This window comes from Pseudomonas sp. 1 (genome assembly GCF_056626735.1).
Map to the genome: position 1 here is coordinate 255,260 of NZ_JBWXMQ010000008.1, position 25,156 is coordinate 280,415.

The window sequence follows — 25,156 nt, forward strand, 5'->3', positions numbered from 1 at the left end:
GAGGCATCTAGAGATTGCGCCAGATCGCGCAATCTCTAGATGCCTCGTTCCCACAGGATTTTTGCTGAGTGCTGATGAGGTAGCCGATGTATCAATACGACGATTACGACCGGGCGCTGGTGTTCGAGCGCGTTGCGCAGTTTCGCGATCAGGTCGAGCGCTTCATGGCCGGGGAGTTGAGCGAAGAAGAGTTCCTGCCGCTGCGCCTGCAGAACGGCCTGTACATGCAAAAGCACGCTTACATGCTGCGGGTGGCGATTCCCTACGGCACGCTGAGCGCCGAGCAGATGCGCACATTGGCGAGCATCGCCAGTGACTACGACCGAGGTTACGGCCACTTCACCACGCGGCAGAACATGCAGTTCAACTGGATCGAGCTGCACCAGGTGCCGGACATCCTTCAACGTCTGGCGCAGGTCAACATGCATGCGATCCAGACCTCGGGCAACTGCGTGCGCAACATCACCACCGAAGCTTTCGCCGGCGTCGCGGCGGACGAGTTGATCGACCCGCGCCCGCTGGCGGAGATCCTGCGGCAATGGTCGACGATAAACCCGGAGTTCCTGTTCCTGCCACGCAAATTCAAGATCGCCATCTGCTCGGCGAAGCAGGACCGCGCGGCGATCATGATGCATGACATCGGCCTCTATCTTTACCCCGGCCATGACGGGCAGATGCTCTTGCGAGTGATCGTCGGCGGCGGTCTGGGGCGCACGCCGATCCTCGGTTTGCAGATTCGCGACGGCTTGCCGTGGCAGCATTTGCTGTCCTATGTCGAGGCGGTGTTGCGGGTCTACAACCGCCACGGCCGTCGCGACAACAAGTACAAGGCGCGGATCAAGATTCTGGTCAAGGCGCTGGGCATCGAGGCGTTCGCCAAAGAGGTCGAGGAAGAGTGGCAACACCTCAAGGACGGCCCGGCGCAACTGACGGAGGATGAATACCAGCGAGTCGCCAGTGCTTTCGTGCCGCCGAGCTATCGCACGCTGGCGGATACGGATCTGGATTTCGGCACGCACCTGGCCGAGAACGCGGCGTTCGCCCGCTGGGTCGCGCGCAACGTGCAGCCGCACAAGGTGCCGGGCTACACCAGCGTGGTGCTGTCGACCAAACCGGGCCTGGCTTCGCCACCGGGGGATGTGACCGGTTTGCAGATGCTGGCCGTGGCCGACTGGTCGGAGCGCTTCGGTTTTGGCGAAATTCGCATCGCCCACGAGCAGAACATCGTCCTGCCGGACGTGCCCAAATCCCAGCTTTTTGCGTTGTGGCAACTGGCGAAAGAGCAGGGCCTGGGCGCGGCCAACGTCGGTCTGCTGACCGACATCATTGCCTGCCCCGGCGGGGATTTCTGTGCGCTGGCCAACGCCAAATCGATCCCGATTGCCCAGGCGATTCAGGCGCGCTTTGACAACCTCGACTACCTGCACGATCTGGGCGACATCAGCCTGAACATTTCCGGCTGCATGAACGCTTGCGGCCATCATCACATCGGCAACATCGGGATCCTCGGCGTCGATAAAAACGGCAGCGAGTGGTACCAGATCACCCTCGGCGGTGCTCAGGGCAAGAACAGCGCACTGGGCAAAGTCATCGGTCCGTCGTTCAGCGCCGCTGAAGTGCCGCAGGTGATCGAGCGGATCATCGGCACCTTCGTCCGTTATCGCGAGGCCGAAGAGTTGTTCGTCGATACCGTGGCGCGCATCGGACTGGAGCCGTTCAAGGAACGGATCTACCCGAAAGCGCTGGAGGTGCCGGCATGAACAATCTGCTGCGCATGGAGGCGGGCGGGGCGCGGATCGTGCTCGACGATCCATGGACGCTGATCCGTTCGCCTGAAACGGAGCCCGGCGCCGGGATGTTGATTCTGCCGCTGGCCCACTGGCTTGAATCGCCCTCGACCCATGCGGTCTGGCTGGGTCCCGACGATGGCGTCGAAAGCCTGCTGCCATGGCTGACCTCGCTGCCATTGATCGCCCTCGACTTCCCGAGCTTTCGCGATGGCCGCGCCTACAGTCAGGCCTATCTGCTGCGCAGCCGTTTCGGCTGGAAAGGCGAGTTGCGCGCCATTGGCGATGTGCTGCGCGACCAGCTCAGCCATATGCGCCAGTGCGGTTTCGACAGCTTCGCGGTGCGCGAGGACAAATCCGCCGAGGATGCGCTCAAGGGCCTGGCCGGGATGAGCGTGTTGTACGGACGCTCGGTGATCGAACCGCGACCGCTGTTCCGGCGCAGGTGATGCAGGGGAAACCCCTAGAACCCTGATGAATCGGGGATTTTCCCTTGGGTCGATGGTGGCCTTTTGGTAGAGTCCCCGTCGCCAGCGGGTTTTCGGCTGGACGACGGAACGAAGAAGGGAGTCTGATCAGTGAGTCCGGGCAAAAAAATTCTGGGCATCACCGCGTTGCTGCTGATGGTGACGCTGTGGGCCGGTTACATCTATGTGTTCAACGAAAACCGTGGCGGTCAGCTCGGTGGCGTCGGCGAAAGCACCGCCTGGTGCGGCACGCCGCCGAACACACAAGCGGCGCTGCAGGGCAAGGATCAATTGACCTTGCGCATCACCAACAACCTGCGTGGCGAGTTCATGCTCAGCGGCGCGGTGGTGGTCTCCGAACGTACTTTCAACCGCTATGACCTGGGCCGCAACGAACTGCGTCTGCGCCTGGAACCGTTGCAGTGGTCGTTTGGCGTCACGCCGATCTTCCTTGAACAGGTGAAAGTCCTGCCCCTGAGCCGCAACCTCGCCTCGACCGACAAGAGCGCCTTCGCCGAACTCGAATCGCGCCCGATCAGCGTTCAGGGCCGGGTCACCGAGTTTCCCTTCGACACCTATCGCTACGGCTACAAACCAGTGCTGTATTACCTCAAGGGCAGCGAGCGTATCGACCTGCGCTTCAAGAACATCACCACGCTGATGGAGATGTCCAACACCTTCACGCCGATCCAGAAGTACAACCGCGCCGACTACATCAACGAGAAAAACTCGATGATCCGCGACGAAGACTACAAGGCCTACGGCCCCCACGAATGCGCGTTCAGCGTCGAGCGCAAAGGCTCGTTCAAGGTCGTGGTGCTGTTGATGCTGCTGGTGCTGTGCCTGCCGTTGCTGCTGGTGTTCTACCGCGATGAACCGGGGATCGACTTCCTCGCCACGCTGGTGGGAATCGGCGTGGTACGCACTGTGCTGGTGGGGCCGGTGCAGGATTTCCAGCTGTACAACATCGATTTTCTGTTCGGAGCGGCAATTTTGCTGGTGGGCACGGTGTCGCTGATCAAGGCGATGCGGGCAAACAGCCGGCGGGAGATGGCGTTGAGGAGCGGGGAGACTTCGAGCTGGTAGCAGGAAGCTTCAAGTACCGGTGATGGCCCGGGCCCTTCAAAGGTCCGGGCCCGGCATTGCCCAGTGTCGGCGTTTCTGATCGCAAACGACGCGGATTCAGCTATACCTGTAACTCCCCCCGACGCAATAAATTCGGCCTTCCGACAGGAGTTACAGCATGAAGCTAGCCGTAATGATGAGCACCCTGTGCATTGCCACGCTGGGCGTAGTGGGCTGCTCCAGCAAAACCGTCGCACCCGACGAATACTCAGGCTTCCTCAAGGACTACAGTCAGCTCAGGGAGGCCAAATCTCCGTCGGGGGCCGAAGTGATGCGCTGGATCGACCCGAAAATCGACATCGGCAAATTCACCAGCGTCTACGTCGAACCGACCCAGCTCTATCCCAAACCGCAACCCACCGTGAAGATTCCGCAGCAGACCCTCAACGGCATCACCAGCTATTACGATCAGGCACTCAAGCGTGAATTGGGCAAATCCCTGCCGTTGGCCTCAGGCCCCGGACCGGGTGTGATCGTGGTGCGCGCGGCCATCACCGCCGTGAGCAGCAAGACCGAAGGCCTGCATGCCTATGAAGTGATTCCGATTGCTCTGGTCGCCGCAGCGGTCAGTACCGCCAGCGGGATTCGTGATCAGGAAACCACCCTGGCGACCGAAGCGGTGTTCCTCGACGGCGGCACCAATAAGGTGGCGGCGCAAGTGGTGCGCAAGGGCACCGGCAAACCACTGGAAAACGATTCGCAGGTGATGAAGGCCGATGACGTGAAAAGCGTGATCGACGGCTGGGCGGCGGATCTGCATCAGTCCTACCTCAAGCTCAAGGCCAAGTAAGACCGGCGCGCCGGGTTGCCCCAACGGACGACCCGGCGGGGTCACTGCGTCAGAAGTTGGCGCGTGCCAGTCGGTTGTAATGGCTGAGCAAGCCGTCGTAACTGCGGGTCACGGCGTAATAGTCCTCGCTCAGGCGCTGAGGCTGTGCATGGTTCTGCCAGTCTGCCTGCAGGGTGTTCAACGCCTCGAGATAGTTTTGCCCCGGCTCGCCAATGCGCAGCCACAGATCACGCGCGGCATCGGTCTTGTTCTGGAACCCACCGGTGCGCGGCGCGAGCCAGGGTTCGCGACGGTTCCAGGCCTGTTGCAGCTTTGCGATGGTCTCGGCCAGCAATTTCGGGGTCAGGGTGCGGTTTTTCATCGCTTCGTCGAGCACATCGACGGTCTCCCGCGCCTGAATCATGTACGCCAGCAAGTCCCAGTGAATGTCCCTGCCCAGACGCGCTTCGATCAGCTTGAGCTGTTCGGGACGCTGCGCGGCGTCGAGCGGCAGCAGGCTTTGCCGCAGAGCCGTCGAAGTGCCGATGTACTCCTGTGACACGCGCTCGATCGCCGCGAGTTCGCCAGGGGAGGGCTGTTGCGATCCGGAGATGAAACTCGCCTCTCGATAAAAGCGCGCTGGAGCAATGGTCGTCGTGACGTGATTCAGCGCCCGGACATACTCGTTGGCCTGTCGCGCCAGCTCTGGTTGCCAGGTCAGCAATTCGAGTTTTTCCGTGAGGCCCTGACCGCAGACATCACGCTGTATGTCGCGCACGTTGAACGCGTCACTGTCGTCGAAATCCTTGAGGCTCTTCAACCAGCGCTGGTCGCGAGGCAAGGGCGGTTGAGGGTTCTTGTAGCGATCGTAGGCCGCTCGCCATTGCACGTCGATCCGGTTGACGCACGCGATCAGCGGGCTCAGGGCATTGGCCTGAGCGGTGACCGGCGCATCGCGTCCATCCAGCCAGAGATCGAGCTGGAGGAAAGGTCGGGTCGCACTGGTCAGCGCCATCACCACCAGCGCGAAGAAAATACCGACGCAAAACATCACTCTGCTGCTCATGGTCGCGCCTCCTTGCCGTACCACTGTTCAACGGTGGCCGGTGCGCTGCATTCGGCGGTGGTGGCCGGCAAGCGGCTGCACAGGCGTTCGGTCCAGGGTTGCAGGCCCTGATTGCGATTGACTGTGCCTTGGCTGGCGACCACCTTGAACACGCCGAGCACAAGGGCCAGCACTACAATCCCGAGGATCGTCACGCCGACTTTCACGGCAGGTCGGCTCTCTTCCCAGGACACCCGTGGCCGGGACTGCCAGCGCCGCACCAGTCCGAACGATGCAAGGGTTGCGGCATACACCACGCCGGCAATCGGGCCGAAAAACCAGCCAAGCCCGGCCACCATCAGCGCGCCGGGCACGAAGTCGCGCAGCACGCCGAACGGCGGCGAGTCTTTGAGGGATCCGGGGCAAAGACTTGCGCTGAGCCGGTCATCCAGCCGCCATACGCGATGTGCAACGTTGTGCACCAGCCAATTGAGCCCCGCCACGATCACGCCAAACACCACGGTCGAGATCATGACGATATTGATCAGTCCACTGAGGCGCGCGCCCAACGGAATGTAATGGGTGAACGCGCCGATCAGGCAGGCCAACACCACGCCCACGTAGGTTGGCCAGTCGTTGAAACTCAGTTCCCAGTCGCGCCAGAAAAACGCCGTGCCGCCGGGCATCTGCGCGCAGACATTGGGGTGATTGGCGTACAGCTCGGAACTCAATTTGCGGCACTGCGCCCAGTCTTCTTCGCGCAAGCGTCGGGCCAGCGCACGGCGGGCGCTGAACGAGCCGGTACCCAGCAGCAGGCGGGCGGCGCGGTGTTCGGGGGTGGCGGGTGGTTCCAGGGCGAGCTGTTGCTGGCGTGCCACAAAAAACGGCGCATTTTGTCGAGCCAGCAGACGTTGCCATTCGCCGTCAGGGCAGGGATTTCCTGTGCCGCCGTGCCAACCCTGACCGGTGCGCACCCGTTCGAATACCTCGGGAGACCAGAAAGACGAATCCAGCAGCATCTGGCTCAGGGCACGGTTGAACCATTGCTGATGTTGTTCAATCGCCAGCCAGTTGAAATCCGCACGGCGGGCGTAGGCCTGGAGGAATTCGTCAACGTCTTCGCGTTCGAGGGCATCACGCATCGGTTGCGTGATACGCGTGCGCTGCCGGGCCAGCAACAGCTCGATCGATTCCTCATCCAGCTCCAGCCGTTGCCAGGCGCTGAACCAGAAAAAGGTCGGCACTGCCCAGTCCACCAGAGTGTCGGAGGATTGCGGGTGTTCGATGCAGTGATGCAGTAGCGTGTCCTCGAAGATGTGCGCACAGCCTTGTTCGAGGGCGATGGTGTGGCGACGTTCGAGCTCTTCAACGCTGAGCCCGTCCAGCGAGCGGGTTGCCAGTTGCAGGGCGTCGACCTCGACCACGGTCAGGCCGCTCAAGTCCCAGGATTCCTCAATGCGCTGGTCCTGCGCTTGTTCCTGCACTTCGTCCTGATCCTGCGCGTGATACTGCTGCCATTCCTTGTAGGCCAGCGCCTGCTCATAGGCATCGCGCAGTCGCTGGAAACCCTCGGGGTCGTCGTCGGGGCGGGTCTGTTTGAGCAGGACGGCATATTGGCGTTTGATAGTGCGCACATCGGCGTCGGCCGACAGGCCAAGGACGGTCCAGCAACTCATTGCGATGACAACTCCATAAAAACCGCGACGCGATCCAGTGGTGGCATTGTGATGTTGCGCACCCTACCTGTTTCGCGTCGAAAAGTCCTCGTGTCTCGTTCAGTCGCCACCGGCCTTACAGAAAATGCTGATGTTCTCCATCCGGGCTTCAGTGTTTTTTGGCTTGTTCGCGTATGCGTTCTTCCTGCTCGCGCAGTTCCGGGGTGAACTCGGCACCGAAATCTTCCGCGCTGAACACCTGGCGAATCTCGATTTCCGATTCAGTGCCCGGCATGGGGTTCGGGCAGCGCTTGACCCATTCGATGGCTTCTTCTTTGGACTTCACGTCCCAGATCCAGTAGCCGGCGATCAGCTCCTTGGTTTCAGCGAACGGGCCGTCGATCACGCTACGGTTTTCGCCGCTGAAGCGCACACGGGCGCCTTTGCTGCTGGGGTGCAGGCCGTCGGCGGAAACCAGAATGCCGGCCTTGGCCAGTTCCTCGTTGTAATTGCCCATGTCGGTCAGCAGTTGCTCGCTGGGCATCACGCCGGCTTCGGAGTCGTGGCTGGCTTTGACAATGATCATGAAGCGCATGGTGTTTCTCCACAGTCAGGTAGGGGATTCATGGCTTAGTCGAACGGCTCGGGTCGGAATCGACAGGTCGTTAAAGAAAAGATGCAGACTTGCGTTTTAACAAGCAGCACCTTCTTTGAGAGCAGGGATATGGGAAGCCTGGAGAATGTGTATCCAGTTTTGGGCGCCAGCACATGACAATTTCAGTTCAGGCATAGGTCGTCGGACAATTTCGTGGTTAACTTCCGCCTCTTGCATGCTTTCCCAACAACGTTAAGAAGGACTCCGTTCATGGCTCAAGTCACGCTCAAAGGCAACCCGGTTCAAGTCAACGGCCAACTGCCACAAGCCGGTTCCAAGGCGCCAGCCTTTTCCCTGGTAGCCGGCAATCTGTCCGACGTCACCCTGAAAGACTTCGCCGGCAAGCGCAAAGTGCTGAACATCTTCCCAAGCGTCGACACCCCGACCTGCGCCACTTCCGTGCGCAAGTTCAACGCTCAGGCCAACGACATCAGCAACACCGTGGTGCTGTGCATCTCGGCTGACCTGCCGTTCGCCCAGGCTCGCTTCTGCGGCGCCGAAGGCCTGGAAAACGTACAAAACCTGTCGACCCTGCGCGGCGCCGAGTTCATCGAGAACTACGGTGTGGCCATCGCTGACGGCCCGCTGAAAGGTCTGACCGCCCGTGCGGTGGTTGTTCTGGACGAAAACGACAACGTCCTGTACAGCGAACTGGTCAAGGAAATTGCAGAAGAGCCTAACTACGACGCGGCACTCTCGGTTTTGAAATAAGTGTTCTGAACAGCGCTTTTACAATTGTTAACGGCCTGGCCCTGTCCAGGCCGTTTTCATTTGTGTATCAGTGTTTTGCCTCACACCTTGAAACGTAAGTTGAAGGTAAATTGCCGGTAAAGCTGCTTTGCTAAATCCCGGCCAGTGCTTATCGTTCAGCCTCCCGTAAAAGAAGCCCACGCGCCCAATGGTTAATCACTCCATGCAATCGTCTTCCCGAAACTCCCGTCGCTGGCTGTTGAGCCTGCTTGTCTTGCTGGTCATTGCCGGTCTGTGCTGGAAATTCTGGCCCGCCGGTTCGACCCAAAAGGAGGGCGGCGAGAAGGCGCAGGCCGGTCACACGGGGCGTTCCGGGATGATGCGGCCGGGCTTCGGCGGCGCGGCGGGGCCGATTCCGGTGCGCGTGGCGCCGGCGGTCACCGGGGACTTCCCGCTGTATTACAAGGCACTGGGCACGGTAACGGCGCTTAACACCATCAATGTGCGCAGCCGGGTCGGTGGCGAGCTGGTGAAGATCTATTTCGAGGAAGGGCAGATGGTCAAGGCCGGCGACCTGCTGGCGGAGATCGACCCGCGTCCGTACCAGAACGCCTTGCTTCAGGCTGAAGGCACCTTGCTGCAGAATCAGGCGCAGTTGAAGAACGCCCAGGTCGATGTCGAGCGTTATCGCGGTCTTTACAAGGAAGACAGCATCGCCAAGCAGACCCTGGATACCGCCGAAGCGCTGGTCGGCCAGTACCTCGGGACCGTGAAAACCAATCAGGCGGCGGTCAACGACGCCAAGCTCAATCTTGAATTCACCAAAATCCGCGCACCGATTGCCGGTCGCGTCGGCCTGCGTCAGCTCGACGTCGGCAACCTGGTGGCGGCGAACGACACGACTTCCCTGGCGGTGATCACCCAGACCCAGCCGATCAGCGTCGCCTTCACCCTGCCGGAAAACAGCCTGGAAACCGTGCTTGCCCGCTACCGCAGCGGCGCCAAGCTGCCCGCCGAAGCCTGGGATCGTGGCGACACCAAACTGCAAGCCACCGGTGTGCTGCAAAGCCTCGACAACCAGATTGACGTGACCACCGGCACCCTGAAATTCAAGGCTCGCTACGAGAACCGCGATCAGTCGCTGTTCCCCAATCAGTTCGTCAACATCCACCTGCTGGCAGACACCTTGAAAGGTGTGGTGCTGGCGCCCTCGGCGGCCATTCAGTTCGGCACCAATGGCACCTTCGTCTACGCGCTGGACGGCGACAAGAAAGTCACCATCCGCCAGTTGAAGATCGGTGCCAGCGACGGCGAAAACACCGTGATCACCGAAGGCCTCGCCGCTGGCGATCGCGTGGTGCTGGAAGGCACCGACCGCCTGAAGGAAGGCAGCGAAGTGGAAGTGGTCAACGACAGCAAGGACGTACCGACCACTCCGACCGAGCACCTGCAAGGCAAGTCGGCCGCGAACGCGCCTGACGCCACCGTCACCGACAAGGCCAAGAAGGGCGCATGAACATTTCGCGCCTGTTCATCCTCCGCCCGGTCGCCACCACGCTGAGCATGCTGGCCATCGTGCTGGCCGGTCTGATTGCCTATCGCCTGCTGCCGGTGTCGGCGTTGCCGCAGGTCGATTACCCGACTATCCGGGTCATGACTCTTTATCCCGGCGCCAGTCCGGACGTAATGACCAGTGCCGTCACCGCGCCGCTGGAACGTCAGTTCGGGCAGATGCCGGGTCTCACGCAAATGGCTTCGACCAGCTCCGGCGGTGCCTCGGTGCTGACCCTGCGTTTCAGCCTCGACATCAACATGGACGTCGCCGAACAGCAGGTGCAGGCCGCGATCAACGCTGCGACCAACCTGCTGCCGACCGACTTGCCGGCGCCGCCGGTTTACAACAAGGTCAACCCGGCGGACACCCCGGTGCTGACCCTGGCCATCACTTCGAAAACCATGTTGCTGCCCAAACTCAATGATCTGGTCGATACGCGCATGGCGCAGAAGATCGCCCAGATCAGCGGCGTCGGCATGGTCAGCATTGCCGGCGGTCAGCGTCAGGCGGTACGGATCAAGGTCAACCCCGAGGCGCTCGCCGCCAACGGCCTGAACCTGTCGGACGTGCGCACGCTGATCGGCGCGTCCAACGTCAACCAGCCCAAGGGCAACTTCGACGGCCCGACCCGGGTGTCGATGCTCGATGCCAACGACCAGCTGACCTCGCCCAAGGATTACGCCAACCTGATCCTGGCCTACGCCAACGGCGCGCCATTGCGGCTCAAGGATGTCGCGCAGATCGTCGACGGCGCCGAAAACGAGCGTCTGGCGGCGTGGGCCAACCAGAATCAGGCGGTTCTGCTGAACATCCAGCGTCAGCCGGGCGCCAACGTGATCGAGGTGGTCGACCGGATCAAGGCGCTGCTGCCAAGCATCACCGACAACCTGCCGGCCGGTCTCGACGTTGTCGTGCTGACCGACCGCACCCAGACCATCCGCGCCTCCGTGACCGACGTGCAGCATGAATTGCTGATCGCCATCGCGCTGGTGGTGATGGTGACGTTCCTGTTCCTGCGACGGGCCAGCGCCACGATCATTCCGTCGGTGGCCGTGCCGTTGTCGCTGATCGGTACGTTCGGCGTGATGTATTTGGCCGGGTTCTCGGTCAATAACCTGACCTTGATGGCGCTGACCATCGCCACCGGTTTTGTGGTCGACGATGCGATCGTGATGCTGGAAAACATCGCGCGCTTCATCGAGGAGGGCGACAGCCCGATGCAGGCCGCGCTCAAGGGCGCGAAGCAGATCGGCTTCACCCTGATTTCCCTGACTCTGTCGCTGATCGCGGTACTGATTCCGCTGCTGTTCATGGCCGACGTAGTGGGGCGGTTGTTCCGCGAATTCGCCATCACCCTGGCGGTGGCGATCCTGATTTCCCTGGTGGTTTCGCTGACCCTGACGCCGATGATGTGTGCGCGTCTGCTCAAGCGTGAGCCGGAAGAACATGAACAGGGCCGCTTCTACCGTGCCAGCGGTGCGTTTATCGACTGGATGATTGCCGCCTACGGGCGCAAGTTGCAGTGGGTACTCAAGCACCAGCCGCTGACCCTGCTGGTGGCCATCGGTACGCTGGCCCTGACCGTGTTCCTTTATATGGTGGTGCCCAAGGGCTTCTTCCCGGTGCAGGACACCGGGGTGATCCAGGGGATTTCCGAAGCGCCACAGTCGATTTCCTTTGCCGCCATGGGCGAGCGTCAGCAGGCGCTGGCCAAGGTGATTCTGGAAGATCCGGCGGTGGAAAGCCTGTCGTCCTACATCGGTGTCGACGGTGACAATGCCACGCTCAACAGCGGTCGGCTGCTGATCAACCTCAAGCCTCATGGCCAGCGTGATCTGACCGCCACCGAAGTGATTGCCCGCCTGCAACCGCAACTGGACAAACTGGTGGGCATCCGCCTGTTCATGCAGCCGGTGCAGGACCTGACCATCGAAGACCGCGTCAGCCGCACCCAGTATCAGTTCAGCATGTCCTCGCCGGATTCCGAATTGCTCAGCCTGTGGAGCGGGCGCCTGGTCGAGGCGCTGGCCCAGCGACCGGAACTGACCGACGTTGCCAGTGACTTGCAGGACAAGGGCTTGCAGGTGTTCCTGGTGATCGACCGCGATGCCGCTTCACGGCTGGGCGTGTCGGTATCGAACATCACCGATGCGTTGTACGACGCGTTTGGCCAGCGGCAGATTTCGACCATCTATACCCAGGCCAGCCAGTACCGTGTGGTGCTGCAGGCTCAGGCTGGAGAGAAGATCGGCCCGCAGGCGCTGGACCAGATTCACGTCAAGACCACCGATGGCGGGCAGGTGCGGTTGTCGAGTCTGGCCCACGTCGAGGAACGGCAGGCGCAACTGGCGATCACCCACATCGGCCAGTTCCCGGCGGTGATGATGTCGTTCAACCTCGCGCCGGGCGTGGCGCTGGGGCATGCGGTGGACATCATCGAGCAGGTGCAAAAGGACATCGGCATGCCGCTCGGCGTGCAGACCCAGTTCCAGGGCGCAGCCGAAGCGTTCCAGGCCTCGTTGTCGAGCACCTTGCTGCTGATTCTGGCGGCGGTGGTGACCATGTACATCGTGCTCGGGGTGCTTTACGAGAGCTACATTCATCCGATCACCATCCTGTCGACCTTGCCGTCGGCAGCGGTGGGGGCCTTGCTGGCGTTGCTGCTCAGTGGCAACGATCTGGGCATGATCGCGATCATCGGCATCATCCTGCTGATCGGTATCGTGAAGAAGAACGCGATCATGATGATCGACTTCGCCCTCGACGCCGAACGCACCCAGGGCATGGCGCCGGAGCAGGCGATCTATCAGGCGGCGCTGTTGCGCTTCCGGCCGATTCTGATGACCACGCTGGCGGCGCTGTTCGGTGCAGTGCCGTTGATGCTGGCCACCGGTTCCGGCGCTGAATTGCGTCAACCGCTGGGTCTGGTGATGGTCGGCGGGTTGCTGGTGAGTCAGGTGCTGACGCTGTTCACCACCCCGGTGATCTACCTGTACTTCGATCGTCTCGGTCGGCGCTGGGGCCGTGCACCGTCGGCCGTGGAGCCGGTGGAACAGCCATGAACCTGTCCGGCCCTTTCATCAAGCGTCCGGTGGCGACCATGCTCCTGAGCCTGGCGATCATGCTGCTGGGCGGTGTGAGCTTCGGCCTGCTGCCGGTGTCGCCGCTGCCGCAAATGGACTTCCCGGTGATCGTCGTGCAGGCGAGCCTGCCCGGCGCCAGTCCGGAAGTCATGGCCTCCACGGTGGCCACGCCGCTGGAGCGCTCGTTCGGCGCCATCGCTGGCGTCAACACCATGAGCAGTCGCTCCAGCCAGGGCTCGACCCGGGTGATTCTGCAATTCGACCTCGACCGCGACATCAACGGCGCGGCGCGGGAAGTGCAGGCGGCGATCAACGCTTCGCGCAACCTGCTGCCGAGCGGGATGCGCAGCATGCCGACCTACAAGAAGGTCAACCCGTCGCAGGCACCGATCATGGTGTTGTCGCTGACCTCGGACGTGCTGGAAAAGGGTCAGCTCTACGACTTGGCCTCGACCATCCTGTCCCAGAGCCTGTCCCAGGTGCAGGGCGTCGGTGAAGTGCAGATCGGCGGCAGCTCGCTGCCGGCGGTGCGCATCGAACTCGAACCCCAGGCGCTGAACCAGTACGGCGTAGCGCTCGACGATGTGCGCAAGACCATCGCCGAATCCAACGTGCGCCGGCCCAAGGGCTCGGTCGAGGATGACCAGCGCCTGTGGCAGATTCAGGCCAACGACCAGTTGGAGAAAGCCAAGGATTACGAATCGCTGATCATCCACTACAACGGCGGCGCGGCCCTGCGTCTGAAAGACGTGGCCAAGGTCAGCGACGGCGTGGAAGACCGCTACAACAGCGGTTTCTTCAACGATGACGCGGCGGTGCTGCTGGTGATCAACCGCCAGGCCGGCGCCAACATCATCGAGACGGTCAACGAGATCAAGGCGCAGTTGCCGGCGTTGCAAGCGGTCTTGCCGGCCAGCGTCAAACTGAACCTGGCGATGGACCGTTCGCCGGTGATCAAGGCTACCCTGCATGAGGCGGAGATGACCCTGCTAATCGCCGTGGCACTGGTGATTCTGGTGGTGTTCCTGTTCCTCGGTAACTTCCGCGCGTCCCTGATTCCGACCTTGGCGGTGCCGGTGTCGCTGGTCGGCACCTTTGCAGTGATGTACCTCTACGGATTCTCGCTCAACAACCTGTCGCTGATGGCGCTGATTCTCGCCACCGGGCTGGTGGTGGACGACGCCATCGTGGTGCTGGAGAACATTTCCCGGCACATCGACGAAGGCGTAAAACCGATGAAGGCCGCCTACCTCGGGGCCAGGGAAGTCGGTTTTACCTTGCTGTCGATGAACGTCTCGCTGGTGGCGGTGTTCCTGTCGATCCTGTTCATGGGCGGGATCATCGAAAGCCTGTTCCGCGAATTCTCCATCACCCTGGCGGCGGCTATCGTGGTGTCGCTGGTGGTTTCCCTGACGCTGACCCCGATGCTCTGCGCCCGCTGGCTCAAACCCCACAAGCCGGGCGAGGAAAACCGCCTGCAACGCTGGAGCCGGCGCACCAACGACTGGATGGTCGGCAAATACGCCACCAGCCTCGACTGGGTGTTGCGTCACCGTCGCCTGACGTTGCTGAGCCTGATCATCACGGTCGGGGTGAACGTCGCCCTCTATGTCGTCGTGCCGAAAACCTTCATGCCGCAGCAGGACACCGGCCAGTTGATCGGTTTCGTGCGCGGTGACGATGGTCTGTCGTTCAGCGTGATGCAGCCGAAAATGGAGACCTTCCGCCGAGCGGTGCTCAAGGACGACGCGGTCGAGAGTGTTGCCGGGTTCATCGGTGGGACCAACGGCACCAACAACGCGTTCATGCTGGTACGCCTGAAGCCGATCAAGGAACGCAATATCTCGGCGCAAAAGGTCATCGAGCGCCTGCGCAAGGAAATGCCCAAAGTGCCAGGCGCACAACTGATGCTGATGGCCGACCAGGATCTGCAATTCGGCGGCGGCCGCGAGCAGACCACGTCGCAGTACAGCTACATCCTGCAAAGTGGTGATCTGGGCGCCTTGCGCGAGTGGTACCCGAAAGTGGTCACCGCGCTGCGAGCCTTGCCGGAACTGACGGCCATCGACGCCCGTGAAGGGCGCGGTGCGCAGCAGGTGACGTTGATCGTCGACCGCGATCAGGCCAAGCGCCTGGGCGTGGACATGAACATGGTCACCGCCGTGCTCAACAACGCCTACAGTCAGCGGCAGATTTCCACGATCTACGACAGCCTCAACCAGTATCAGGTGGTGATGGAGGTCAATCCGAAATATGCCCAGGATCCGGTGACGCTCAAGCAGGTTCAGGTGATCACTGCCGACGGTGCGCGGATTCCGTTGTCGACGTTCGCCCATTATGAAAACAGCCTGGAAGACGACCGGGTCAGCCACGAAGGCCAGTTCGCCTCCGAGAGCATTGCCTTCGACATGGCCGAAGGCGTGACGGTGGAGCAGGGCAGCGCCGCCATCGAGCGGGCGATTGCCAAGGTCGGCCTGCCGGAAGACGTGATCGCGAAAATGGCCGGCACCGCTGACGCTTTCGCCGCGACTCAGAAGAGTCAGCCGTTCATGATCCTCGGTGCGTTGCTGGCTGTGTACCTGGTGCTGGGCGTTTTGTATGAAAGCTACATTCACCCGCTGACAATCCTCTCGACATTGCCGTCGGCCGGCGTCGGTGCGTTGCTGTCGATCTATGCGCTGGGCGGCGAGTTCAGCCTGATCTCGCTGCTCGGGCTGTTCCTGCTGATCGGCGTGGTGAAGAAGAATGCGATCCTGATGATCGACCTGGCGTTGCAACTGGAGCGTCATCAAGGCATGGCGCCGCTGGAATCGATCCGCAGCGCCTGTCTGCAACGTTTGCGGCCGATCCTGATGACCACGCTGGCGGCGATCCTCGGCGCCTTGCCGTTGTTGCTCGGCCGGGCTGAAGGTGCCGAAATGCGCCAGCCGCTGGGCCTGACCATCATCGGCGGGCTGGTCTTCAGCCAGGTGCTGACCCTTTACACCACGCCTGTGGTTTACCTCTATCTCGACAAGCTGCGCCATCGTTTCAACAAATGGCGTGGCGTGCGCACCGATGCCGCTCTGGAAATTCCGCTATGACTGACCGTTCGCTTATCAATCTGGCTACCGTTCGCGGCTCGCGCCTGCTGAGCCTGTCTCTGTGCGTGGCGATGCTCAGTGCCTGCGCCGTCGGCCCGGACTACCAGCGCCCGCAGACCGCCGAAATCGCCCAGTACAAGGAAGCCGAAGGCTGGCGTCAGGCCAACCCGAGCGATTCCCTGGCGCGTGGTGCCTGGTGGGAGCTGTATGGCGACCGTCAGCTCAACGAGCTGATCGAGAAACTCAACAGCTCCAACCAGACCGTCGCCCAGTCCGAAGCCCAGTACCGTCAAGCCCAGGCCCTGGTGCGCAGCGCGCGGGGGGCGTTTTACCCGAGCGTCGATCTGAGCGCCGGCAAGACACGCTCCAGTCAGGGCACCGGCAGCAGCAGTTCGAGCCTTAGCAGTTCCGCCAGCGGGATTCGTGACACCTACAACGCGCAACTGGGCGTGAGTTGGGAAGCGGATGTCTGGGGCAAATTGCGTCGTGGCCTCGAAGCCAATGAAGCCAGTGCCCAGGCGAGCTACGCCGATCTGGCGGCGATGCGTTTGAGCCAGCAGTCGGAACTGGTGCAGAACTACCTGCAATTGCGGGTGATCGATCAGCAGAAACGCCTGCTCGAATCGACAGTCGCGGCTTACGAGCGCTCGCTGAAAATGACCATGAACCAGTACAACGCCGGGGTTTCCGGGCGCGATGCGGTGGCGCAGGCGCAGACCCAGCTGAAAACGGCCCAGGGCGATCTGGTGGACCTGGTCTGGCAACGGGCGCAGTTCGAAAACGCCATCGCGGTACTGACCGGCCAGCCGCCCGCCGAATTCAACATTGCCGAAACCCAGGACATTCCCAAGCTGCCGCAGATCCCGCTGAGCCTGCCGTCGCAATTGCTCGAACGCCGCCCGGACATTGCTTCGGCCGAGCGTTCGGTGATCGCCGCCAATGCCAACATCGGTGTGGCCAAGGCTGCGTACTACCCGGATTTCAGCCTGAGCTTGAGCGGCGGCTACAGCAGCAGTACCTCGCAGAACCTGATCAGCCTGCCGAACCGCTTCTGGTCGGTGGGGCCGAAAATGACCCTGCCGCTGTTCGACGGCGGCATCCGTTCGGCCGAAGTCGACCGCACCGAAGCGGTGTACGACCAGACCGTGGCCAAATACCGCCAGACCGTGCTCGACGGCTTCCGTGAAGTGGAAAACTACCTGGTGCAGTTGAAGGTGTACGAGGACGAAGCGGCGGTGCGCCAGGAAGCCCTTGATGCGGCACGGGACTCGTTGCGTCTGACCGAAAACCAGTACAAGGCTGGCGTAATCGCTTATCTGGATGTGGTGGTGGTGCAGGCGACTGCCCTGAGTAATGAGCGCACTGTCCTGAATATTCTGCAGAACCGCTTGATCGCCAGCGTGCAGTTGATCGCGGCGCTGGGCGGTGGTTGGGACGGCCAGTTGGAAACCACTGATAACCGCTAGTCTCATTGATCGTTGATCGTTGATCGTTGATCGTTCCCACGCTCTGCGTGGGAATGCCTCCACGGACGCTCTGCGTCCTGCCTTGGAAGGGACGCGGAGCGTCCCGGGCTGCATTCCCACGCAAAGCGTTGGAACGATCAGAACCCTGAATCAGAGGCTTGTCAGACGATCAAACAAGCGTTTCATCGGGTTGATGGCTATTTGATAACTTTGTCAGTGAATTCTTTTACGCAATCAGTACAATCGGCGCATTTGGCCCCGCCGAGAACGGACGCAGTACAGCGGGGTGGTCACGAGAATTTTCATGCTCATCGGTAGCTATTCCTTCACGCTGGTTTTCATTTCGCTGTGTGTGGCGATCCTTGCTTCCTATACCGCGCTCGATCTCACCGGGCGCATTGCCACTGCCAAGGGCCGCGCCGTGCATTTATGGACGGCCGGCGGGGCGTTTGCCATGGGCATCGGCGTCTGGTCGATGCACTTCATTGGCATGCTGGCGTTCAAGCTGCCGATCAGTCTCGGTTACGACATTTCGATCACGGCGCTTTCATTGCTGATCGCCGTGCTGTCCTGCGGATTCGCCCTGTGGCTGGTCAGCCAGCCGAAACTGCCGGCCTGGCAACTGGCCTTTGGTGCGCTGATCATGGGCGCCGGCATCAGCGCCATGCATTACACCGGTATGGCCGCGATGCGCATGCAACCGGGCATCGACTACGATCCGACGCTGTTCGGCGCCTCGTTGCTGATCGCGGTCGGTGCGTCGGCCGCAGCGCTGTGGATCGCCTTTCGTCTGCGTCAGCATTCGCCTTACGTGCGACTGTTCCGTGCCGGGGCGGCGATTGTCATGGGCGTGGCGATTGTCGGCATGCATTACACCGGCATGGCAGCGGCGCGGTTTCCTGACGGCAGTTTCTGCGGTGCGGCACTCAGCGGCCTGAACGGCAACGGCCTCGACAATCTGGTGTTGATCACCACGCTGGCGGTGCTGGCCATCGCGCTGCTGACTTCGATTCTCGACGCCCGCCTTGAAGCCCGCACCGCCGATCTGGCCCATTCGTTGACCGTGGCCAACCGCGAACTCACCCAACTGGCGCTGCACGACACCCTGACCGGCCTGCCCAACCGCATGCTGCTGGATGACCGGATCAATCAGGCGATGAAAAAGGTCAACGAGCAGGGCGGTTGCTTTGCTTTGATGTTCATCGATCTGGACGGCTTCAAACCGGTCAACGACGCTTTTGGCCACCACATGGGCGACCAGTTGCTGCGCGAAGTGGCAGTGCGTCTGCGTGAAGACTTGCGCAGCCTGGATACCCTGGCGCGGATCGGCGGCGATGAATTTGTCCTGCTGGTGCGCCTGACCGAACCCAACGATGCGCTGGGGCTGGCGGCCCGTCAGGTCGGCCTGATCGCGCAATCGTTCCGGGTCGCCGAACATGACCTGCAGATTTCCGCCAGCGTCGGCATCGCGCTGTACCCGGGCAACGGCCAGAACGCCCAGGAACTGCTGATGAACGCCGACGCCGCGATGTACCACGCCAAGGGCGGCGGCAAGAACGGTTACAGCTTCTTCGACGCCTCGATGAACAGCAACGCGCGCAAGCAACTGCAACTGCTGCAGGATTTGCGCGCTGCACTGGAACACGGCGAGTTCAGCCTGCATTACCAACCCAAATTCCATGCGGCAGACGGTCGTCCGGTCGGTGCCGAGGCGCTGTTGCGCTGGGAACATCCGACCCACGGCATGCTGATGCCGGACAAGTTCATCGATCTGGCAGAGAAGACCGGGCTGATCATTCCGATTGGCGAATGGGTGCTCAACGAAGCCTGCCGGCAGATGCGCGAGTGGTACGTGCTGGGCTACACCGACTGGCGGATCGCGGTGAACCTGTCGGCTTTGCAGTTCTGCCACTCAGGGCTGGTGCGCAGCGTGGCCAAGGCCTTGGCCACTCATCATTTGCCGGCCAACAGCCTGACCCTGGAAATCACCGAAACCACTGCCATGAGCGACGCCGACGCGAGCATGACGGTGTTGCAGGAGCTGGCCGATATGGGCGTCGACCTGTCCATCGACGACTTTGGCACCGGTTATTCAAGCCTGATGTACCTCAAGCGTTTGCCGGCCAATGAGCTGAAGATTGATCGCGGTTTCGTCCGCGATCTGGAGCACGACAGTGATGACGCGGCCATCGTTTCGGCGATCGTCGCCCTCGGTCAGGCGCTGGGCCTGCGCATCGTTGCTGAAGGTGTAGAAACCGATTCGCAACAGGACTTCCTGACGCAACTGGGCTGCGATTCGCTGCAAGGTTATCTGCTCGGTCACCCGATGCCGGCCGATCGCTTCCTGCAGGACATCGTGCGCGGCAAACAATTGGCGGTGAGTTGAGCCGCTAATCGCAGGTCATGCAAAAGCCGGCAATGGCGGTTATTCTTGCCCCGACTGTTACGTGTGCATCGGGGGAAAGGCCAGCATGGATAAAGTCATTGTGATCACTGGCGGCGGTCGTGGAATCGGCGCCGCCACTGCGTTGTTGGCTGCCGAGCAAGGCTATCGGATCTGCATCAATTACCAGACGGACGAACAGGCGGCTCACCAGGTGCTCGACCAGGTGCGCGAGCGCGGCGCCACGGCCATCGCCGTGCGCGCCGATGTCAGTATCGAAGACGAAGTGGTCGCGCTGTTCAACAGGGTCGACAGCGAACTGGGCCGCGTCACCGCCCTGGTGAACAATGCCGGCACCGTGGGACACAAGTCCCGGGTCGACGAAATGTCCGAATTCCGCATCCTCAAAATCATGAAAACCAATGTGCTGGCGCCGATCCTCTGCGCCAAGCACGCCATCCTGCGCATGTCGCCCAAACACGGCGGGCAGGGCGGCAGCATCGTCAACGTCTCCTCGGTCGCCGCCCGGCTGGGTTCGCCTAACGAATACGTCGATTACGCAGCGTCCAAAGGTGCGCTGGATACGTTCACCATCGGCCTGTCCAAAGAAGTGGCGGGCGAGGGGATTCGGGTGAATGCGGTGCGTCCGGGCTACATCTATACCGATTTCCACGCCTTGAGCGGCGACCCGGATCGGGTCAGCAAGCTGGAGTCGGCGATTCCGATGGCGCGGGGCGGGCGGCCGGATGAAGTGGCGGAAGCGATTGTGTGGTTGCTGTCGGACAAGGCTTCGTATGCCACCGGGACCTTTGTCGACCTCGGCGGCGGGCGCTAAAACCCTACCGATCGTTCCCACGCTCTGCGTGGGAATGTAGCCCGGGACGCTCCGCGTCCCTTCCAGAGCTGGAACGCGGAGCGTCCCTTGAGGCATTCCCACGCAGAGAGTGGGAACGATCACCGGTAACTCAAAACGACCGCACAATCCGTCCCAGCGTCTCCATCGCCTTCTCCGCATCCTCGGTCCACGGGCTGCCGTAGTTCAATCGAATGCAATTGCGAAAGCGCTGAGTCGGCGAAAATATCGGCCCCGGCGCGATGCTGATCCCCTGCGCCAATGCCATCTGAAACAACTTCAACGAATCCATCTGCGGTGGCAGTTCCAGCCACAGGAAGTAGCCGCCAGCCGGTTGGCTCACGCGCGTCTGCGCCGGGAAGTAGCGAGCAATGGCCGCGAGCATCGCGCTTTGCTGCTCTTCCAGGGCGTAGCGCAGTTTGCGCAGGTGGCGGTCGTAGCCGCCGTGTTGCAGGTAGTCGGCGATAGCCGCTTGCGCGGGCATCGAGGCGCATAGCGAGGTCATCAGTTTCAGTCGTTCGATTTTCTGTGCGTAGCGCCCGGCGGCGACCCAGCCGATGCGGTAGCCGGGAGCCAGGCTCTTGGCGAACGAGCCGCAATGCATCACCAGACCTTCAGTGTCGAAGGCCTTGGCCGGTTTCGGCGCCTGCTGGCCGTAATAGAGTTCGGCGTAGACGTCGTCTTCGATCAGTGGCACCTGATGCTGCTTCAACAGCTCCACCAGTTCCTGTTTCTTGGCTTCGGGCATGGTTGCGCCCATCGGGTTCTGGAAACTGGTCATGCACCAGCAGGCCTTGATCGGGTGCCGCTCCAGCGTTTGGGCGAGCACGCCGAGGTCGATGCCGTCGCGCGGGTGCACGGGGATTTCCACGGCTTTGAGTTTCAGCCGCTCCAGCACTTGCAGGCTGGCATAAAACGCCGGGGCTTCGATGGCCACCAGATCGCCGGGTTCGGTGACCGCTTGCAGGCACAGGTTCAGCGCTTCGAGGGCGCCGTTGGTGATCAGCAGTTCTTCCATCGGCAGCATCAGGCCGCCGACCATGTAGCGCAGGGCAATCTGCCGACGCAATTGCGGATTACCCGGCGACATGTCGGTGACCACCATGCGCGGGTCCATTTCCCGCGCAGCACTGGCCAGTGAACGGGACAGGCGCTGCAGCGGGAACAGGGTCGGGCTGGGGAACGCCGAGCCGAACGGCACGGTGCTGGGGTCCTTGATCGACTCAAGCACCGAGAACACCAGTTCGCTGACGTCGACCTTGGTGGATTCGTTGACCTGGCTGCTGATCACCGGCTCCGAGAACGGGCTCGGGGCGTGGGTGTTGACGAAGTAGCCGGAACGCGGGCGGGCACGGATCAGGCCGCGGCGTTCCAGCAGGTAATAGGCCTGGAACACGGTGGACGGACTGACGCCGTAGGTCTGACTTGCGTAGCGCACCGACGGCACCCGCTGGCCGGGGCCGAGGACGCCGGAGCGGATCAGTTCAGCGATGTCGTCGGCGAATTTTTCGTAGCGTTTCATCTTGGGTCCGGATTGATTTCTTTCTGGAAGACCGTGTCGCCTTCATTCGCGAGCAAGCTCGCTCCCACAGTTGACCGTATTCCTCTGTGGGAGCGAGCTTGCTCGCGAATGGCCGCGCCGCAGTCTAAGGGATCAGCGATTCATCGGCGCAACAAACCGGCTCTTCGCCACGCTATAAATCTCGGGCTCATCACTGTCGGCAATCCTGAAGCTCAAGGTCTGCGAGCTGCTGGCCGCACGTTCGGCAGTCATCGCCACCGACACCGGCACATCGACAATCTCGCCCGGCGCCAGGCTCAGTTGGGTCTTGCCTTGCAGCTGGAAGCCGTCACCGTCCACCAGGCTCAGGTTGTAGTCCTGGCGCTGCTGGGTCTTGTTGATGACCTTTAGTGTGTAGATGTTTTCGATCTGCCCCTGACCATTCTCGCGGAACAGGCCACGGTCCTTGGTCACGTCCAGCGACACCATTGGCCGTTCGACCAATGCCAGGGCGAGTGCGCCGATCATCACGACCAGTACTGCAACGTAGCCGATCAGTCGCGGACGCAGCAGATGCGTCTTGCCGCCCTGCAATTCGCGTTCGGAGGTATAGCGGATCAAGCCACGGGCGTAATTCATCTTGTCCATGATCGAATCGCAGGCGTCGATGCACGCCGCGCAGCCGATGCATTCCATTTGCAGGCCGTCGCGGATGTCGATGCCGGTCGGGCAGACCTGTACGCACAACTGGCAATCGATGCAATCGCCGAGCCCGGTTTCGGCGGGTTTCACGTCGCGTTTGCGCGGGCCGCGGTTTTCGCCTCGGGCGGCGTCGTAGGAAATCGCCAGAGTGTCCTTGTCGAACATCACGCTCTGAAACCGCGCATACGGGCACATGTGCATGCATACCGCTTCGCGCAGCCAGCCGGCATTGATGTAGGTGGCGGCGGTGAAGAACAGCACCCAGAACAGGCTTACGCCGCCGATCCGCAGGGTCAGCAATTCTTCGGCCAGTGGCCGGATCGGGGTGAAATAGCCGACAAAGGTCAGGCCGGTCAGCACACTGATCGCCAGCCACAACGTGTGCTTGGCCGCGCGCCGGGCGAGTTTGTTCAGGCTCCAGGGCGCTGCTTGCAGCTTGATGCGCTGGTTGCGTTCGCCTTCGGTGATTTTTTCGCACCACATGAAGATCCATGTCCACGAACTCTGCGGGCAGGTGTAACCACACCAGACCCGGCCGGCGAACACAGTAATGGCGAACAGGCCGAACGCGGCGATGATCAGCAGCGCCGACAGCAGAATGAAATCCTGTGGCCAGAAGGTTGCGCCAAAGATGTGGAATTTGCTTTCGGAAAGGTCCCAGAGCACTGCCTGACGACCGCCCCAGTTCAGCCATACGGTGCCGAAGAACAGCAGGAACAGAAATCCCGCACCGCTCATGCGCAAGGTGCGGAACAGGCCGGTGAAGCTGCGGGTGAAAATCTGGTTATCGCTGGTGGCGTGCTTCGCCTTCATTGGGCGCGCCGGTACTGTTTTTATCTGGGGAGATGCTTCTACGGTTCGGACGGGGATTCGTTCGCTCATGGTCGTTCGCTCATCAGCCTCCATCAGGCCGGGGAACTATGAGCGCCGATCTGTTTGCATAACAGACTCAGGTATTTCAATAAAAAGCGTATCAGATGGCTTTTTCAGGCATGCCTGCGACAACTTGAAGCAGCACGCCGGCCAGGGCGCAGATGCCTATCCCAGACGTCTGCGCCGGTCGTTGATCGAGGTCAGTCAAATCACCGAATCACTGTCGTCGGCCTTCAGGTGTTTGCGTCCATCGCTGGCACCTGCAACGGTCAATGCATCCGCTTCGGCTTCGGTGACGTAGATGCGCCGGCCGTACACTTCGACGAACGACATGGATTTTTCGCTATCTGTCCTGACTTCCAGGGTGTCGCAGATCCGGATTTCCTCACCATTTTCAACGGTGAAAAAACATACTTTCGATTCCGGATTGCTGTCATCGATACGCAGGGGCATGGGCCAGTCCTTTTTCACAGGGGATCTGAAGGGTTAGGGCCTACGCTGCGCCGATCGTTCTACGCAACCGATTAATGGTCGCTGCTGTCCACCTTTTATCGCCTCTTTACAAGGACTGCAGGATGAACGCCTGGTGGCATGAAGTGTGGGAAACCCTGCAAGCGGAATTCGCCGACATCGGCGATGCATCGCAGCTGACGCGGATCACCGTGCGCCTGCTCATGGCGGCGCTATTGGGCGGGATTCTCGGGTTCGAGCGCGAGCACAAAGGCAAGGCCGCCGGGGTGCGAACGCACATGCTGGTGGCCCTCGGCGCGGCGTTGTTTGTGCTGGTGCCGCAATTGTCCGGGTCTCAGGCCGATGCCATGAGTCGGGTGGTGCAAGGGGTAATCGCCGGCATCGGCTTTCTCGGCGCCGGGACCATCCTGAAGAATCACGAAGGCGACGAAGGCCACGTCAAGGGTCTGACCACCGCCGCGGGTTTGTGGATGACCGCCGCCATCGGCGTCGCGGCCGGGTTGGGCCGCGAGGCGACGGCGGTGTTCAGTACGTTGCTGGCGCTGGGGATCTTCAGTGTCATGCCGCGGATCGTCAGCGTGTTCGAGAAGGATCAGCCGGATAAGGACCGCATCGAGAAGGATCACAGCGATCCTCGCTGATCAGACAATCACCGGCGGCATGGTCGTCGGCGGTTCCTCCTTGGGCGGTGGCGTGGTGCCAGGGGGTTCCTGTTCGGGGATTGGTTGCGGTTCGGTCTCGGGCAGGACCGGTTTGTCGATATTCGGGTCAGGTGTTTCGGCCGGAATCGGAATAGTCATCGGGTAAACCTCCGTGTGGCACTTGGCGTAGGAAGTGCTTAAGTGGATTGACCACTGCACTGCGAAATCGATCCGATTTTGTGGCGGGGCAAATCCCTGTGAACTTTTCCCGGCGATGGCCGCTCGGAACCTGAGAGATTTCATCACCGGGCGCAGGCCCGGCCGTGACCGCCAAACAGGCAAACGAGCGTCC

Annotated in this window: 19 protein-coding genes; 12 read left to right on the forward strand and 7 right to left on the reverse strand. The window is 61.5% G+C overall.

Annotated elements, in window-relative coordinates:
* Positions 1 to 86: 86 nt before the first annotated feature.
* From AC1MDC_RS14730 to AC1MDC_RS14745, 4 genes are all read left to right on the forward strand, one after another.
* Positions 87 to 1,760, forward strand: coding sequence for a nitrite/sulfite reductase (locus AC1MDC_RS14730; protein WP_480393238.1), 1,674 nt, complete (start codon positions 87 to 89; stop codon positions 1,758 to 1,760).
* On the forward strand, positions 1,757 to 2,236 hold the full coding sequence (locus AC1MDC_RS14735; RefSeq protein WP_085700710.1) for a DUF934 domain-containing protein: 480 nt from the start codon (positions 1,757 to 1,759) through the stop codon (positions 2,234 to 2,236). Before AC1MDC_RS14730 ends, AC1MDC_RS14735 begins: the two co-directional genes overlap by 4 nt.
* A 129-nt stretch (positions 2,237 to 2,365) precedes the next feature.
* Complete coding sequence (locus AC1MDC_RS14740; protein WP_234205153.1) at positions 2,366 to 3,340, forward strand: hypothetical protein; 975 nt, start codon at positions 2,366 to 2,368, stop codon at positions 3,338 to 3,340.
* Positions 3,341 to 3,497: 157 nt separating this feature from the next.
* Entirely contained in the window at positions 3,498 to 4,169 is a 672-nt protein-coding gene (locus AC1MDC_RS14745; RefSeq protein WP_207986093.1) for a DUF3313 domain-containing protein, read from the forward strand.
* 49 nt (positions 4,170 to 4,218) lie between these two features.
* On the opposite strand, the gene AC1MDC_RS14750 is transcribed toward AC1MDC_RS14745, so the two are convergent.
* The 3 genes from AC1MDC_RS14750 to AC1MDC_RS14760 form a co-directional block, all read right to left on the reverse strand.
* Entirely contained in the window at positions 4,219 to 5,214 is a 996-nt protein-coding gene (locus tag AC1MDC_RS14750) for a DUF3829 domain-containing protein (protein WP_266200464.1), read from the reverse strand.
* Positions 5,211 to 6,869: a J domain-containing protein gene (locus AC1MDC_RS14755; protein ID WP_266200463.1), complete on the reverse strand. Its 1,659-nt coding sequence runs from the start codon at positions 6,867 to 6,869 to the stop codon at positions 5,211 to 5,213. Before AC1MDC_RS14755 ends, AC1MDC_RS14750 begins: the two co-directional genes overlap by 4 nt.
* Before the next feature lie 148 nt (positions 6,870 to 7,017).
* Positions 7,018 to 7,443 carry a YciI family protein gene (locus AC1MDC_RS14760; RefSeq protein ID WP_074690904.1) on the reverse strand — a complete coding sequence of 142 codons (426 nt, stop codon included), beginning with the start codon at positions 7,441 to 7,443 and terminating at the stop codon, positions 7,018 to 7,020.
* Positions 7,444 to 7,713: 270 nt separating this feature from the next.
* Between AC1MDC_RS14760 and tpx the strand changes: the two genes are divergently transcribed.
* From tpx to AC1MDC_RS14795, 7 genes are all read left to right on the forward strand, one after another.
* The gene (tpx, locus tag AC1MDC_RS14765; protein ID WP_085700705.1) at positions 7,714 to 8,214 is read left to right on the forward strand and encodes a thiol peroxidase; all 501 of its coding nucleotides are present in this window, start codon (positions 7,714 to 7,716) and stop codon (positions 8,212 to 8,214) included.
* A gap of 187 nt (positions 8,215 to 8,401) precedes the next feature.
* Positions 8,402 to 9,709, forward strand: a complete 1,308-nt coding sequence (locus AC1MDC_RS14770) for an MdtA/MuxA family multidrug efflux RND transporter periplasmic adaptor subunit (protein WP_085700704.1) — start codon at positions 8,402 to 8,404, stop codon at positions 9,707 to 9,709.
* Complete coding sequence (locus AC1MDC_RS14775) at positions 9,706 to 12,810, forward strand: MdtB/MuxB family multidrug efflux RND transporter permease subunit (RefSeq protein WP_085700703.1); 3,105 nt, start codon at positions 9,706 to 9,708, stop codon at positions 12,808 to 12,810. Before AC1MDC_RS14770 ends, AC1MDC_RS14775 begins: the two co-directional genes overlap by 4 nt.
* Entirely contained in the window at positions 12,807 to 15,914 is a 3,108-nt protein-coding gene (locus AC1MDC_RS14780) for an efflux RND transporter permease subunit (protein ID WP_234205163.1), read from the forward strand. Before AC1MDC_RS14775 ends, AC1MDC_RS14780 begins: the two co-directional genes overlap by 4 nt.
* Entirely contained in the window at positions 15,911 to 17,380 is a 1,470-nt protein-coding gene (locus AC1MDC_RS14785; RefSeq protein ID WP_085700701.1) for an efflux transporter outer membrane subunit, read from the forward strand. The genes AC1MDC_RS14780 and AC1MDC_RS14785 overlap by 4 nt, the downstream gene beginning before the upstream one ends.
* Before the next feature lie 304 nt (positions 17,381 to 17,684).
* A complete protein-coding gene (locus AC1MDC_RS14790) occupies positions 17,685 to 19,766 on the forward strand; it encodes a putative bifunctional diguanylate cyclase/phosphodiesterase (protein ID WP_085700700.1) in 2,082 nt (693 codons plus the stop codon).
* Between the two features lie 85 nt (positions 19,767 to 19,851).
* The gene (locus AC1MDC_RS14795) at positions 19,852 to 20,598 is read left to right on the forward strand and encodes an SDR family oxidoreductase (protein ID WP_085700699.1); all 747 of its coding nucleotides are present in this window, start codon (positions 19,852 to 19,854) and stop codon (positions 20,596 to 20,598) included.
* Between the two features lie 130 nt (positions 20,599 to 20,728).
* Here AC1MDC_RS14795 and mapR read toward each other — a convergent pair whose 3' ends face one another.
* The 3 genes from mapR to AC1MDC_RS14810 form a co-directional block, all read right to left on the reverse strand.
* Positions 20,729 to 22,138, reverse strand: a complete 1,410-nt coding sequence (gene mapR, locus AC1MDC_RS14800; RefSeq protein WP_039772397.1) for a GntR family transcriptional regulator MpaR — start codon at positions 22,136 to 22,138, stop codon at positions 20,729 to 20,731.
* 132 nt (positions 22,139 to 22,270) lie between these two features.
* Positions 22,271 to 23,701 carry a cytochrome c oxidase accessory protein CcoG gene (ccoG, locus tag AC1MDC_RS14805; protein WP_480393239.1) on the reverse strand — a complete coding sequence of 477 codons (1,431 nt, stop codon included), beginning with the start codon at positions 23,699 to 23,701 and terminating at the stop codon, positions 22,271 to 22,273.
* 195 nt (positions 23,702 to 23,896) lie between these two features.
* Entirely contained in the window at positions 23,897 to 24,145 is a 249-nt protein-coding gene (locus AC1MDC_RS14810) for a DUF3203 family protein (RefSeq protein WP_480393240.1), read from the reverse strand.
* Between the two features lie 122 nt (positions 24,146 to 24,267).
* Here AC1MDC_RS14810 and AC1MDC_RS14815 point away from each other — a divergent pair, with 122 nt between their 5' ends.
* Entirely contained in the window at positions 24,268 to 24,804 is a 537-nt protein-coding gene (locus tag AC1MDC_RS14815; RefSeq protein WP_085700696.1) for an MgtC/SapB family protein, read from the forward strand.
* Here the strand turns inward: AC1MDC_RS14815 and AC1MDC_RS14820 are convergent, their stop codons facing one another.
* The gene (locus tag AC1MDC_RS14820; RefSeq protein ID WP_007952133.1) at positions 24,805 to 24,963 is read right to left on the reverse strand and encodes a hypothetical protein; all 159 of its coding nucleotides are present in this window, start codon (positions 24,961 to 24,963) and stop codon (positions 24,805 to 24,807) included. It lies immediately after the preceding gene.
* Between the last annotated feature and the right edge of the window lie 193 nt (positions 24,964 to 25,156).

What these genes read in the sequence shown, in the direction of transcription:
- AC1MDC_RS14810 (WP_480393240.1), bottom strand. Translation starts at nt 24,145, where the DNA reads ATGCCCCTGCGTATCGATGACAGCAATCCGGAATCGAAAGTATGTTTT.
- AC1MDC_RS14815 (WP_085700696.1), top strand. Translation starts at nt 24,268, where the DNA reads ATGAACGCCTGGTGGCATGAAGTGTGGGAAACCCTGCAAGCGGAATTC.
- mapR (WP_039772397.1), bottom strand. Translation starts at nt 22,138, where the DNA reads ATGAAACGCTACGAAAAATTCGCCGACGACATCGCTGAACTGATCCGC.
- AC1MDC_RS14770 (WP_085700704.1), top strand. Translation starts at nt 8,402, where the DNA reads ATGGTTAATCACTCCATGCAATCGTCTTCCCGAAACTCCCGTCGCTGG.
- AC1MDC_RS14780 (WP_234205163.1), top strand. Translation starts at nt 12,807, where the DNA reads ATGAACCTGTCCGGCCCTTTCATCAAGCGTCCGGTGGCGACCATGCTC.
- AC1MDC_RS14795 (WP_085700699.1), top strand. Translation starts at nt 19,852, where the DNA reads ATGGATAAAGTCATTGTGATCACTGGCGGCGGTCGTGGAATCGGCGCC.
- AC1MDC_RS14820 (WP_007952133.1), bottom strand. Translation starts at nt 24,963, where the DNA reads ATGACTATTCCGATTCCGGCCGAAACACCTGACCCGAATATCGACAAA.
- AC1MDC_RS14745 (WP_207986093.1), top strand. Translation starts at nt 3,498, where the DNA reads ATGAAGCTAGCCGTAATGATGAGCACCCTGTGCATTGCCACGCTGGGC.
- AC1MDC_RS14750 (WP_266200464.1), bottom strand. Translation starts at nt 5,214, where the DNA reads ATGAGCAGCAGAGTGATGTTTTGCGTCGGTATTTTCTTCGCGCTGGTG.
- AC1MDC_RS14755 (WP_266200463.1), bottom strand. Translation starts at nt 6,869, where the DNA reads ATGAGTTGCTGGACCGTCCTTGGCCTGTCGGCCGACGCCGATGTGCGC.
- AC1MDC_RS14735 (WP_085700710.1), top strand. Translation starts at nt 1,757, where the DNA reads ATGAACAATCTGCTGCGCATGGAGGCGGGCGGGGCGCGGATCGTGCTC.
- AC1MDC_RS14760 (WP_074690904.1), bottom strand. Translation starts at nt 7,443, where the DNA reads ATGCGCTTCATGATCATTGTCAAAGCCAGCCACGACTCCGAAGCCGGC.
- tpx (WP_085700705.1), top strand. Translation starts at nt 7,714, where the DNA reads ATGGCTCAAGTCACGCTCAAAGGCAACCCGGTTCAAGTCAACGGCCAA.
- AC1MDC_RS14730 (WP_480393238.1), top strand. Translation starts at nt 87, where the DNA reads ATGTATCAATACGACGATTACGACCGGGCGCTGGTGTTCGAGCGCGTT.
- AC1MDC_RS14775 (WP_085700703.1), top strand. Translation starts at nt 9,706, where the DNA reads ATGAACATTTCGCGCCTGTTCATCCTCCGCCCGGTCGCCACCACGCTG.
- AC1MDC_RS14790 (WP_085700700.1), top strand. Translation starts at nt 17,685, where the DNA reads ATGCTCATCGGTAGCTATTCCTTCACGCTGGTTTTCATTTCGCTGTGT.
- AC1MDC_RS14785 (WP_085700701.1), top strand. Translation starts at nt 15,911, where the DNA reads ATGACTGACCGTTCGCTTATCAATCTGGCTACCGTTCGCGGCTCGCGC.
- ccoG (WP_480393239.1), bottom strand. Translation starts at nt 23,701, where the DNA reads ATGAGCGAACGAATCCCCGTCCGAACCGTAGAAGCATCTCCCCAGATA.